Origin of the sequence: Carnobacterium sp., assembly GCF_045617425.1 — a bacterium.
Classification (GTDB): domain Bacteria; phylum Bacillota; class Bacilli; order Lactobacillales; family Carnobacteriaceae; genus Carnobacterium_B.
Window position 1 is genome coordinate 565,985 of the sequence record NZ_JAZLIO010000009.1, and the last position, 13,487, is coordinate 579,471.

10 protein-coding genes are annotated in these 13,487 nt (G+C 35.0%); 2 read left to right on the forward strand and 8 right to left on the reverse strand.

What is annotated here, in order from left to right; all coding sequences use genetic code 11:
- Positions 1-151: 151 nt before the first annotated feature.
- Positions 152-1,339: an amidohydrolase gene (locus ACKI3H_RS05980; RefSeq protein ID WP_407371362.1), complete on the reverse strand. Its 1,188-nt coding sequence runs from the start codon at positions 1,337-1,339 to the stop codon at positions 152-154.
- A 532-nt stretch (positions 1,340-1,871) separates the two neighbouring features.
- Here ACKI3H_RS05980 and ACKI3H_RS05985 point away from each other — a divergent pair.
- A complete protein-coding gene (locus ACKI3H_RS05985; protein ID WP_407371363.1) occupies positions 1,872-2,972 on the forward strand; it encodes a YibE/F family protein in 1,101 nt (366 codons plus the stop codon).
- On the forward strand, positions 2,969-3,751 hold the full coding sequence (locus tag ACKI3H_RS05990; protein ID WP_407371364.1) for a YibE/F family protein: 783 nt from the start codon (positions 2,969-2,971) through the stop codon (positions 3,749-3,751). Before ACKI3H_RS05985 ends, ACKI3H_RS05990 begins: the two co-directional genes overlap by 4 nt.
- Before the next feature lie 172 nt (positions 3,752-3,923).
- Here ACKI3H_RS05990 and ACKI3H_RS05995 read toward each other — a convergent pair whose 3' ends face one another.
- The 7 genes from ACKI3H_RS05995 to ACKI3H_RS06025 all read right to left on the reverse strand — a co-directional run bounded on the left by ACKI3H_RS05995 (position 3,924) and on the right by ACKI3H_RS06025 (position 13,412).
- The gene (locus ACKI3H_RS05995) at positions 3,924-5,714 is read right to left on the reverse strand and encodes an ABC transporter ATP-binding protein (RefSeq protein ID WP_407371365.1); all 1,791 of its coding nucleotides are present in this window, start codon (positions 5,712-5,714) and stop codon (positions 3,924-3,926) included.
- On the reverse strand, positions 5,714-7,468 hold the full coding sequence (locus tag ACKI3H_RS06000; protein ID WP_407371366.1) for an ABC transporter ATP-binding protein: 1,755 nt from the start codon (positions 7,466-7,468) through the stop codon (positions 5,714-5,716). Before ACKI3H_RS06000 ends, ACKI3H_RS05995 begins: the two co-directional genes overlap by 1 nt.
- Before the next feature lie 372 nt (positions 7,469-7,840).
- Positions 7,841-8,122 carry an ArsR/SmtB family transcription factor gene (locus ACKI3H_RS06005; RefSeq protein ID WP_407371367.1) on the reverse strand — a complete coding sequence of 94 codons (282 nt, stop codon included), beginning with the start codon at positions 8,120-8,122 and terminating at the stop codon, positions 7,841-7,843.
- Between the two features lie 528 nt (positions 8,123-8,650).
- Positions 8,651-10,786: a DNA topoisomerase III gene (topB, locus tag ACKI3H_RS06010; RefSeq protein ID WP_407371368.1), complete on the reverse strand. Its 2,136-nt coding sequence runs from the start codon at positions 10,784-10,786 to the stop codon at positions 8,651-8,653.
- A 184-nt stretch (positions 10,787-10,970) separates the two neighbouring features.
- Positions 10,971-11,756: a hypothetical protein gene (locus ACKI3H_RS06015; protein WP_407371369.1), complete on the reverse strand. Its 786-nt coding sequence runs from the start codon at positions 11,754-11,756 to the stop codon at positions 10,971-10,973.
- 264 nt (positions 11,757-12,020) lie between these two features.
- A complete protein-coding gene (locus ACKI3H_RS06020) occupies positions 12,021-12,524 on the reverse strand; it encodes a cupin domain-containing protein (protein ID WP_407371370.1) in 504 nt (167 codons plus the stop codon).
- Between the two features lie 39 nt (positions 12,525-12,563).
- On the reverse strand, positions 12,564-13,412 hold the full coding sequence (locus ACKI3H_RS06025) for an aldo/keto reductase (protein WP_407371371.1): 849 nt from the start codon (positions 13,410-13,412) through the stop codon (positions 12,564-12,566).
- Positions 13,413-13,487 lie beyond the last annotated feature (75 nt).

Consider the following 13,487-nt stretch of genomic DNA (forward strand, 5'->3'; position numbering starts at 1 on the left):
ATCAAAGGATTAGCAGCAAATCGTGTATTAGTTGGATTTACATTTAGTTTTTCTTTTGTTTAAAAACAAGTTTTGATAGTCAGTCATAACTGCTACCTCGAAAAAACTATTTGAACTTTTATATCTTGTTTCTGTTTTCTTTCTATATTCCTTATATTAGATAATCCACTACAATTGAACCCATAGCTTTTGCTGCAACAATTAAACTTGATTCACTAATTTTAAATTTAGGATGATGGTGCGGGTAAGCTTCGCTTCCTTCGGGAGCAGCACCAACATAAAAGAACATACTTGGACGTTCCTTTGCATAATACGCAAAGTCCTCTGAAGGGGGTTGTGCATCACACATTTCAATTCCTTTTAATTCAGAAATTGTTGTTTGTTTCAAATGACTGATCGTTTCATCTGTTAGATCTGGGTCATTATATAAGACAGGATAATCATTTTCATATTGCAATTCATAAGTAACATCAAACATGGCTGCAATACCATCTAATTTAGCACGAATTTCTTTTTCAACTATTGTACGCACTTCTTCAGACATTGAGCGGACATCGCCATCTAATTGAACAGAATCTTTAATGACGTTAAAGGATCCACGTCCATCAAAATTTCCAATGGTAATTGAACCCACATCAAATGGATTCAAACGACGACTCACAATAGATTGAACAGCTACGACAAAATAACTTGCTGCAACAATTGCATCATTTGCTTTGTGCGGAGAAGAACCATGTCCACCGAGACCTTGGATTTTAACATGGAAATTTGCACGTCCTGTTTGGATATTTTCAGGACGGTAAAATAGTTTACCTGATTCCATTTGAGACATCACATGAATACCAAAAACATTATCCACACCATCTAATGCGTGATCTTCAATCATTTGAATCGCACCACCTGGTGGCATTTCTTCGGCATGTTGATGCAACACAACGACTTTCCCGTTTAATTGTTCTTTTATTTCAATTAAAGACTCTGCTAAGATCAACATGTATGCCGTATGACCATCATGCCCACAAGCATGCATCACTCCTGGATTTTTTGATTGAAAAGGAACATCAGATTCTTCTTGAATCGGCAAGGCATCAAAATCCGCACGAATCGCAATTGTTTTTCCAGGGTTACCTGAATCAATTGTTACAACTATTCCACGTCCACCTACATTTGTACGTACATCACAATCTTTACCTTTATAAAAATCTGCAATATAAGCTGCAGTTTTTTCTTCTTGAAAAGATAATTCAGGATTCTCATGTAAATAACGGCGTATATCAATCATACGATTCTGTTTCTCATTCATTTTTTCAAAAAGACTATTTTTTATTGATTCATTCATAACTTAACCTCCTATTTTATATTCGAAACGAATAAATTTGCTCATCCGTTCATTACTATTCTATTTTAGATCTGATTTAGAAAAAAATAGGTCAAAGATTTACCCAAAAGGATTATTTTTTCTTTTGTTCTTTTCAAATGATCTATATATTGATGATTAAAATATCGCTCTCTTGCAAGTAGTGGTACTCTTTTCTATCCATAGAAACCATAAAATTCCCTTCGACTACGAATAAAAGTATCGTACCTACAAATTGTTGAGATGAAACAGATTGAATACTTTGAATCATAATCTCAAAATCAGTGATAAATTTCTATTTCATATTACACTCCTTTTGGGCAAATCATTCTACTGGATAATCCACTCATTTGTTTGTTGTGCCTACTATTCTTATCACACTGCTATTTTATTGGTCATGCTACGCGAAATCAAATACACATAATTTTTTTAGCTAGAATCGTCAGTAAAACAATATATGTTACAATAAACATGCTTATTTTGTTTGAACCATCTTTAAACTGGAGGTATCTCTTTGAATAAAAAGTCTAGTTATTTATACGGTAGTCTTTTGCTATGTATCATTCTGTCTATGTTATTTGTACAAAACAATTTCTATTTATATGATAATCCCATAGCAGAAGTCGTAACAGTGACCCTTAACGAACAACAAAACGAAAACGATCCAACTACTAATAATCGTTTGTTTGATCAAACTCTAGTTGGGAGACTAGTAAGTGGTGAACAAAAGGGCGAATTAATCACATTAGAAAATACTTACTCTCTATCTGGAGCATATGATCACGAGTATGAAATAGGTGATGACCTCTTTGTTTCCATTCAAAAGAATTCAGGCAGTGAGTTACGTGGAAGCATTGATGGCCCAAAACGAGATACTTATATTTTAGCAGCCGCTTGGTTATTTATAGTAACGGTATTACTGGTTGGAAAGAAAAGCGGCTGGTTTTCATTAGTCAGTTTACTCATTAACATCTTAGTATTGTCACTCGCATTAACTGTTTATGCAAGTTCAGAAAATGCTAATTTACTACTTATATGCAGTGGTTTAGTCGTTTTCTTCACGATTACTTCTTTATTCTTAGTTAGTGGAAATACCGAGAAAACATATGCTGCTATCTTAGCCACATTGACGGGTACCTTTTCTGCTCTACTGATTGCTTATGTTGTCATGCAGTTAACAGCGGAAAAAGGACTTAGATATGAGGAGATGGCTTTTATAACAAGATCTCCACAAAAGATATTTTTAGCTAGCATTCTAGTTGGTTCTTTGGGTGCGGTAATGGATATTGCGATTACGATCACCTCTTCTCTTTATGAGTTATATAATAAAAACAACTCCATTCCCTTAACAGACTTAAGAGCTTCTGGAAAGGAAATTGGTGCAGACATCATGGGCACAATGACAAATGTTTTGTTTTTTGCATATGTCAGCGGAAGCATACCAATGATTCTTCTATACTTAAAAAACGGCTCTACACTAGGTTACACATTAGCGATGAATTTATCCTTGGAATTGACCCGTGCGCTCGTTGGAAGTATTGGAATTGTACTGACCATCCCAATAAGTATCTATACTGCGACTTATTTCATTCAAAAAAGGAGGTCATCTAAATGAATGTCTTAGTATGCTTATCCATTATTTTATTTGTACTCATGAAATGGATTAGTGGCAAAAAAGGGACAAGATCGTTTATTGCTCTTTTTTTAAACTTTGGTATCACTCTTTTGACGATAATCTTAATGACGAGAGAATCCTTTGATCCGATTTTTCTAACCATGATTGCTTGTATCCTTATTAGTTGCATCAACCTCTTTTATATAAATACGATAAATCTTAAATCCGTTATTTCATTTATTGCAACGCTGATGACGCTGTTCTTTTTAGTCGGGATTATTTTTATATTTGTTGAAAAAGCTATGATACAGGGATTTGGCGTAGAAGAGATAGAAGAGCTTTCTTTCTTCAATCTCTATGTTGGGGTTAATTTTCTTGAAATCGCTAGTTGCACCATCATAATGGGTTCTATAGGGGCTATTACAGATACTTCTATTTCCATTTCTTCTGCAATGAACGAAATTTTTATCCACAATCCATTCATGGACCGCTACAATCTTTTTAAATCCGGTATGACTGTTGGAAAAGATATCCTGGGCACCACCACAAACACTTTGTATTTTGCATTTATTGGTGGATATTTAGCCTTAATCGTTTGGTTTAAAGACTTGTCTTACTCGCTTGGTGAAGTAATCAATTCTAAAGTATTTAGCTCAGAAGTCATTTCCATATTCTGTATTGGAACAGGCGCCATTCTGATTATACCGATTACTGCCTGGCTTACAGCCTTTATGTTGACATGGCGTAAAAAGGACGTTTCTGTAAGTGAGAAAGTTTGATAAAATTAGAAAACTTGCTTCAATATCAAATTGGAACTATTTTCAAAGGAAAATAAAGATTCTTGGTCTCGCTCTATACTATTTGAGGACGTACTAGAATAAAAATCCATATATAAAAGAAAGGGCTGAGATAAAAATCTCAGCCCTTTCTTTTAGGTATTCAATCTAATGGTTACATTTCACCAGTTTTTTCTTGATAGGTTTGCAGTTCATACATATCAAAATAAGTTCCTTTTTTATCGATCAATTCATCATGAGTTCCTTTTTCCACAATTTCACCGTTACTCAAAACTAAAATTCGATCTGCGTCTTTGACCGTGGATAATCGATGAGCAATGATTAAAGATGTTCGGTCTTTGCGCATATTGGCTAAACCTTTTTGAATTTTCTCTTCTGTTTCGGTATCTATATTAGCTGTTGCTTCATCAAGAATTAGAATACGAGGCGAACGTAGTATGGTTCTAGCAAAACTGATTAATTGCTTTTCTCCAGCAGATAAACTGGCCCCACGTTCGATGACCTTTGATGCGTATCCATGTTCCATTTCAGATATAAACTCATCTGCATAAACAAACTCCGCAGCTTTTTTTACTTCAGCTTCTGTGTAGTCATTATTGTACATTCGAATATTGTCAGCGATATTTCCATAAAATAGGAAACTATCCTGCAGAACCAATCCCATTTTAGTCCTAAGACCTTCTATTGGCATATCCTTGAGTGAGTGACCATCAATGGTGATTTCTCCTTCGTGGTATTCGTAGAACCGCATCAGTACATTAATAATAGAACTTTTCCCTGATCCCGTTTGACCGACTAAAGCAACCGTTTGTCCAGGTTTCACTTCAAAGCTGATATCACGCAAGACTTGCTTACTCCCATCGTATGAGAAATTCAAGTTATTTACACGAATATGGCCTTCTGTAATCATACCAGTGGTACCAGTCTTAGATTGCGGAGCAAGTTCTTCACTTTTCAGTAATTCTTGCACTCTATGTCCTGACACGATTCCATCTTGTAACGAACTTAAACTATTCATCATTTGGCTGATTGGTTGGAAAAATGATCGTGAATAAGCCGTAAACGCGTATACCAAACCTATATTAATATTCCCTTGAGTCCAATCTTGATACCCAAAAATAAGCAGCACCGCTACTAAAGCAACCGATTCAATCACATTGATTGCAGGTGCCAATAGTAATGCATTCATACTATACATAGAACGACGAGAAATAACATATTCTTCATTGACCGTATTAAACTCATCTACCAACCGCTCTTCTTGGTTGTATTTTTGAATAATACTCATCCCACTAATGGATTCACTTAAATTGGCATTCAACTGACTTAATACTTTTCGCATACGACTGTAAACTAGGGTACTCTTCTTTCGATAAACACCTGCGATCCAAACAATAACGGGTGTGAAGAGAAGAAAAACTAACGCCATACGCCAGTTTAGCGCAAACATAGCAATCGTAATCGATAATACATTGAATAACCCAGTGGCAATGGTCAAAAAGACCGTCCAAAATTCTTTGATCGTCTCCGTATCATTTGTCACTCTGGAAACAACTGTCCCCGCTGGTGTCTGATCGAAATAGCGCATGCCAAGTAAAACGACCTTTTCATACAATTGATTTCGAATATTGCCCACGGTTCTTTCTGAAGCCGTGTTGAAGAGAAAGTCTTTTGCATAAGCAAATACAGCTTTAAGAAGGGTTAATATCCCATAAAAAGTTACTATACGTACCGTAATCTCGATTGTTGCTGTTCCATTTGCTAAATACGTATCGATGTAACGCTGAATAATAATGGGCAGATACGCAGCGATAGCTGAACCCAATGCTAGGAATACAAACGAAATGAGAAATAGAAACTGATAGGGTTTTGCAAAACGAAACAGACTAAGTAAAATACGCCAAGATTCTTTAGTAGAAAAAGCCGTTTGTTTTTGTTTATCCATTATAACCCCTCCCCATCTAGTTTTTTCTCTAGTTGTTGTTTTTGATACATATCACGGTACCAACCTTTTGTTTCGATTAACTGCTCATGAGAACCACGTTCACTAATGCTTCCTTTTTCCATGACGATGATTTCATCTGCGTGCATAATTGAACTGATGCGGTGAGCAGAAATAATCGTTGTTTTGTTGCTTCGTTCTTTTTTCAATGAATTTAAAATAGCTTCTTCTGTGTGAGCATCTACAGCTGATAAGGAATCATCTAGAATCAGACAATCTGGCTCCACTGCTAAAGCGCGAGCAATAGCAATACGCTGTTTTTGTCCACCAGATAAAGAAACGCCTCGTTCGCCCACTTCGGTATCGTACCCCTGTGGAAACTGCAAAATATCTTCATGAACATTCGCTAATTTTGCATATTTTTCAACTTCTTCTTGAGTTAAATTTGGATTCCCAAATCGGATATTTTCTCTAATGGTTGTTGAAAACAGAAAATTTTCTTGTGGGACAATTGCAATGCCTTTTTTTAGCGACTCTAAAGCATAATCCTTTATATTAATATCGTTATATGAAATCATACCTTCATATTGATCGTAATCGCGTAACAACAATTTATAGAGTGCGCTCTTTCCAGCACCCGTTCTGCCGACAACTCCCAGCATGTTTCCTTTTGCTAAGTGAAAAGAGATATTCGTTAAAACAGGTTTCTCATCATCTGGATAAGTAAACGATTGGATATCAAAAATAATATCTCCATCTAATGCTTGGCGATAAGGATTTTCTATTTCTACAATAGAAGGGGTATAAGCTAATAAAACATCTACTCTATCATAAGCTGCACTCCCTCTTTCAAGGGTATTGATTAGTCCCCCTACTGCGAGTAACGGCCACTGCATCATGCCGATGTAACTGATAAAAGCTACTAAATCTCCAATTGATATCCGTCCACTTTGAACATAATTTCCACCAACTAATAAAGCAATCACATACGTTAGCCCCATGACAATTTCTATACTTGGATTTAATGCTGCTTTTAATTTGTAGACACGTTGATTTTCATCGACAACATGTTGCGTCTCTTCTTTAAAAGCAGATAAATCTTCTTTTTCTTCACCCAACGTTTTCAAGACCTTCATTCCTGTTACACTTTCTTGAACATGGTCATTCATTGATGAAAAAGCTTGTAGCGCACCACGGTAACGTGCATGGATCATTTTACCTAGATACGTCGAAACAATAATCAAAATAGGTAATGGCAAAACGGACACTAGTGTTAATTTCCAATCGATGAAAAAGAACATCGAAAAGAGTGTTACCCCACCTAATGATAAGGCATCCGTCAACGTTAACACACCATCCGCCGCAACAAACCGGATAGCTGCCAAGTCGTTTGTAGCATGTGCCATCAAATCACCCGTTCGGTATTTGTGGAAAAATTCTGAATCCATACGCGTGAAAAATGAAAACAATCGATTGCGCAAGATAGATTCAATTAATGTTGAATTTCCAAATAAAGCCATTCTCCATCCATAACGCAAAGCGTACATAACTAGGGCAAAAATAAGAATCAAACTCACCCAAAAAAGTAATATCTTCCAACTTAACGTTCCTGCTATAAAATGGTCAATGATAGTCCCGATAATTTTAGGATTCATCACTTGTAAAATGGCACAAATAATTAGCGCAGAAACACCAAAAGAATAGCTTTTCCAACGTAATTTAAAAAACCAGCCATATTTTTTTAACGTATTAAACATCATTTCGTCCCTTTCTTTTACTTACTGAATTTTTTAGACATCATTATATTTCAAACAAAAAAAACAAATAGAAAGGAAACTTCCTATTTGTCCCGAATAGTAGTTATGAGTAGAGTATTATTTTTTTAATTTCACCATCTTGAGGTAACTCTTTTGTTGCTGTAGGTGATTATTGCTACAGATGGATCCAACTAACACAATACTTCTCTCTCTTAAATCAGCAATAGGGAAATAAATCGCTCCTTTAATATGAGCTTTTTAAAAATCCTTCTTTGAACGCGTATCGACGATTTGCAGAGTCTCACCTGTATTTTGAAGCTTTAGTTGCAACGGATTCAATCACAACAATTCCCAGGAATTTTCTTCTCCTATTTACCGTGTAGTTGCAGAAGTAAGTTGACTAGTATCAGACACTAGTTGATTAATACACTTTTCATTTAATGAATAATGATGCCATGTTCCAATTTTTTCTACTGTAACTAAACCTGCATTTAAAAGAACTTTTATATGATGAGATAACGTAGGCTGTGTAAAATCAAATTGCTCCAGAATATCGCAAGCACATAACTTACCATTAGAAAGCATATCTATTATTTGTACACGTTTAGGATCAGACAAAGCTTTCATCACTTTTGCATAAGATTCATAGTCCATAGTTAAACCTCTTTCTTTTTTTCTACTCTTACTAATATAGATGACATTCTATCTATACGCAACAATTTTCTTTTTTTGTATTGATGAACGAACATCAAAAACGTTTTGAGCATTTTAGGATTAGGTAATAGGGGTTTACCTCACAATTTTTGATAGAGACAAGAATCTAGTATAATTTATATAGGCTCTACTTCATAAAACTGTATGAAAAGAATATACGGTTATGAGATAAAGCAGTTGTAGCTCATAATTCGATCTAAAAACATACTAGATTGTGAGGTGAAGGAGGGCTAGCTCATAATCTGAACTTACAAACAGAGTGGATCATAGGGTACGAGTTCTCGTTCATTATAAAAGAAATTTTATCTACTAAAAGAGTCAAAGCACTACTTCCGCTTTGACTCTTGGTAAACTCATCCATATCATTTAACGAAGAACCAGTTTTAGTGATACTTTTACGATTCAATTTGTTTAATCATTAGGTGCAGCAAAACGAACTGCTTTTTCCTTACTGTTCTTTCTTTACTCTCATTCCTTTTCCGTTTTTTCGTAAGGTTTAAATTGTAACTTGTTGTCTTCTGTCAGTATAAGGGCAGCTGAAAATGTTTGACCCGTTTTTTTCTTAAATCCTTTTAACAACTGCGTTTCTCTCGTATCAAGTAATTTTTTAAGGGTTGCTTCAGAAAGTGTTTTCCCTACATATCTTTTTGGCAAGGTAAAGGTGCAGCCATTGCTATAACCACTGCAGCCATAAAATTCCCCTTTATTGATCATCATCTGCCCACAAACTGGACATTTTCCAATTGTCTTCTGCGACAAAGGACTGATACTTTTGGTATGTGTAGACCAATCGTTCTTTTCAATAATTTGTGTACTTGAATCTAAGGTATGAGCAATAAATTTTTCAATACTGTCTAAGAAAGCTTGTTGAGTACCGTTCTCATTTTTTATTTTCTTTAGATAGGTTTCCCATTTAGCGGTCATTTCAGGACTGCTTAGAAGAGTGTTTTCGACAGCTTGGCACAAGATTCCCCCTTTTTCAGTAACCGTCACACTATTTTTTTGAATCTCTATATAGTGCTGCTTTTTAAGGGTTTCTAAAACATTCGCTCTTGTTGCTTCTGTTCCAATACCTTCTGTTGCCTTTAAGATCTCTTTTTCTTCTTCATTCTCTAATTCTTTGCCACATGTTTTCATTGCGGTAATCAACGTACCTTCTGTGTAAGTTTTCGGTGGCGAAGTAAACCCTTCGGAAGTATTTAGATCTGCTTCTACTGACTCCCCTTTTTTTACTAACGGTAATTCACTAGTTGCTTCTTTATCCGATTTTTTACTTACTCCATATTCTAATCTCTGCCAACCTTTATCCAATATCACTTTTCCTTTGCTTAAAAACGGAACAGTTTTGATGTCTACAATGACAGTTGTTTCATCATATTTATAGTCTGTCTCAAACATAGCCATTGTTCGCCTTAAAATAGTAAAGTAAATCTCTCTTTGAATAGAGGGCAGCTTCTCTAATGCTTTTTGTGTAGGTACTTTTTTAGTTGGAATAATAGCATAATGCTCTTGAACCTTCGAACCGTCTACATAGCGTTTTCGTTTGCTAGTATTTGACTCTTTAATGGTGTGGTTTAATACCCTTTGATACCCTTCAATTCTTTCTAACAAATACCGAAACTCTGAATCAGTGATGTATCTACAATCACTTCTAGGATAACTGACTAATTTAGCCTCATACAGCGACTGGACATGTTTTAATGTGTCTGAAGGACTCACTTTATATTTTTTGTTTATTAAACTTTGCAAATCACTTAATGAAAACAGAAATGGCGAAGGCTGTGATATCCGTTTAGTTTCAACTGAAGAAATTATGCCAGGATTGCTAGCCAATAAATCGTGTTTTTTGATATATTCTTGCAATTCTTTTTTTGTTGGAAATTTCTTATTGTACTTGGATTTAAATGAGCCATTTACAGCTTTTACTGTTGCATGCAATTCGAAAAAGGGTTCTGGAATAAAATTTTCAATCTGTTTTTGACGCATATAAATCATATAAAGCGTTGGTGTTTGAACGCGTCCGACACTGAATACTCCTTCATTGATGCCTTTTTTTTGCAAAGAGAGAGTATACATACGAGATAAATTAATCCCTACTAACCAATCACTTATTTGCCTTGTTTGAGCTTCAATATAGGAAGAATAAAATTCTTTTCCATCTTTTAAATCAGAAAAACCTTTTTGGATTTCATCAGATTCTAGTGAATTGATCCATAATCGTTTAATTTCTTTATTCCCTGCTTTAGCTTGATTGATGATCGAACGCGCAATATTTTCTCCTTCGCGATCACTATCGGTAGCGATAATGATTTGATCAGCTTCTTTTAACAATTTTTTTACGACATTAAATTGCTTGGCTTTTCCCTGCCCTACTTTAAATTTAAATATTTCTGGAATAATCGGCAGCTCTTTCAGGTTCCATTTCTTCCATTCATCCTTGTATTCCTCTGGAGAAGCCAATTCGACTAAGTGTCCAAATCCCCAAGTAATCACGTCATTCGATGAATTTAAAACAATATACCCGTCTTTTTTTGAAAATTTCCCAAAAGACTCAGCATATGCCTGCGCTTGGGAAGGTTTCTCGGCTAAGATAACTCGCTTCATCTTATTCACTTTCCCTAATCTTTCATATTTTTGTCTTTATGATGGGTTAACATCACTTTTATACTAGATACCTATTTTACCATCTTGTCTTACTGTTTTTCTAGAGCCATTCTTTTCTACTAACCAGTAAAGCTCTTTTCATCAAAGAAAAGAGCTTTACGTACTCGTCTTAATTTTTTGTATTCTAAACTGGGTAACGAATGTATTGCTGTTGTTTTTCAATTCCTTGTTTAAGATCAATTTTTGCTTTTTCTAAGTTTAATTCTATCATTTTTTCTGGATCATCCTGTTCAATAAGAGCTAATGAACGAAGACTCTCTTTCACTCTATCCATATTCTGAGTTATTTCGGAAACAAATATGCGTTGATCTTTTGACAATGATTTCCATTCTTTCGTTGTCATTAAGTAATTAGAATATACGCGCAATACGTTCTTTTGATTCAATAAAATCGATAAGGTTTCATATTGATAAAGATTCATCCAATTTGCTGTTTCGATCGTATAATCAATGTCACTTTGTGTTAATTGTTCTCTTATCAATAAGTTGTCATAAAAATTTTGATACTCATTGGTCAGCTGGTTAAATTTTTGTTGAACATCCCACAACTGTTGAAATGCTGTTTGTCCTTCTGTTATAGATGACTCTGTTGAATTTACCGGTATAGCTAATGAGCTTGTATAATAAGCAGGATCTATTCGCAGACGTTCTCCACCAATAGTAAAGATATTTTTGCTGCTATCTGCCATAAGCGATAAAGCAGCTTGAGCCATATATGCTTCTTCTTTGATTTCATCTCCTGTAATTGTTAAGTATGCTGTAGCTTTTGGTGTATTCCCCACAGTAAATCCAGCCATATAATAAGGCTTTTCATTTACTTTCCAAAAAATGGGATTCACAAATACTCCTTCATACCATTTGCTTAATTTCTTTGCTTTCTTAATTAATAACTTTTCTGTTTTCTTATCCATTTTTTCTCCTTATCAAACCCTCGTATAAACTATGTAATACATAAAACTACTTCTTTATTTTATACTTTCAATCTAAAGTATAATGACTTCTTTCTACATCTGCAATTAAAGTCTATTATCCAAAGAAATTTTATAGATAATACAATTCAAAAACTGCATCAAACTTCCTTGATTAAAGTTCTTTTATGCAGCTTTTAGTTTAATATAAGGAATACGGAGCTGTTTTAACTTTTTTGGGGATAATTATTGCTTTTTCTTGCATGATTACACCCAAAGGTTCGCTACTGATCCATTGGCTTCTTCAATTGGATCTTTCTTAGGAAGTTGAACAGACATAATCGCTTGTTTGATTGCCTCGTAATCCTCTGCTCCACCATTTTGCATATCGGGTTCCAGCCCTTCAGGATAAGCACCCACAATTTTAAAGTCCTGACTTGCAGCTACTCTTTTGTGTGCTACACCTGCAGGAAGAAGTAGAACATCCCCTTCAGAAAAGGAATAGGACTGTGTATCAGGACCGCCAAGTTGCACAGTTGCTTCACCAGCAATACAAGCCAATACTTCATGAGTATTGGAATGAAAATGATGATAAGAAAAAATACCATTTACCCATCCATTTGTATAACCATTTTTTTCAAATAGATCCAGCACACTCTGTGCTGGATCAGGTTCAATTATTAAATTAGCTACTACTTTAGGATAGTATAGAACAGGTAAGGGACTATTCGGAAATGGTTTATTTTCTTTGGTATAAAAAGTCTTTACCATAAGATTTTCTTCCTTTCACTTCTCTAATCCGAAATTAGGTTAATCAAACTCTTCGTATTCATTTGGGTGTTGGCCTTCTACTCTACCCTCTTCACCTTTATCTAAGCTATCTATTTTCTGAATATCTTCTTTTGACAATTCGAAATCAAACACATCTAAATTAGCTTTTTGATGATTATAAGAAGAAGCTTTTACAATTGGCATAACGCCATTTTGTAAATTCCAACGTATGATGATTTGTGCAGGTTCTTTTCCATATCTTTCGGCTAATTTAACAATCGTTTCATTTTCTAATACATCATTAATCTCACGACCAAATGGACTCCATGCTTCTGTTAAAATACCTAGTTCTTGGTTTGCTTTAACTAAGTCATTGTTATTAAAGTATGGGTGGCGTTCAATTTGATTGGTTGCAGGAGTAACGCCTGTTTTTTCGATGATCCGCTCTAGGTGTTCTGGCAGAAAATTTGATACACCTATTGTTTTAATCAGACCAAATTTTTGTGCATCTACTAGTGCTTGCCACGCTTCTTCATATTTATCTTGTTTAGGCAATGGCCAGTGAATCAAGTATTTATCAAAGGACTCGATACCAATACGATACAAAGATTCTTGAATCATCTTGATGGCCTTATCGTATTCATGCGCTTTTCCTGGTAATTTTGAATTGATCATCAACTCTTCACGTGGAACAGATGAACGTCGAATTGCTTCTCCTACCATTCCTTCATTCATATAGTTGGTTGAAGTATCAATAAGTCGATAGCCCGCATCAATTGCTGTAAGAACACTATTTACACCTGTAGCTCCTTGGATATTCACCGTTCCAAATCCAATAGCCGGCAAACTTGTTCCATCATTTAATTCGAATTTCTCAATTTTTGTCATTTTACTTTCATCCTTTCTATGAATTATTACACTATTTAGTATAAAGGAATAAGGAAAGAGTATCATGTAATACGC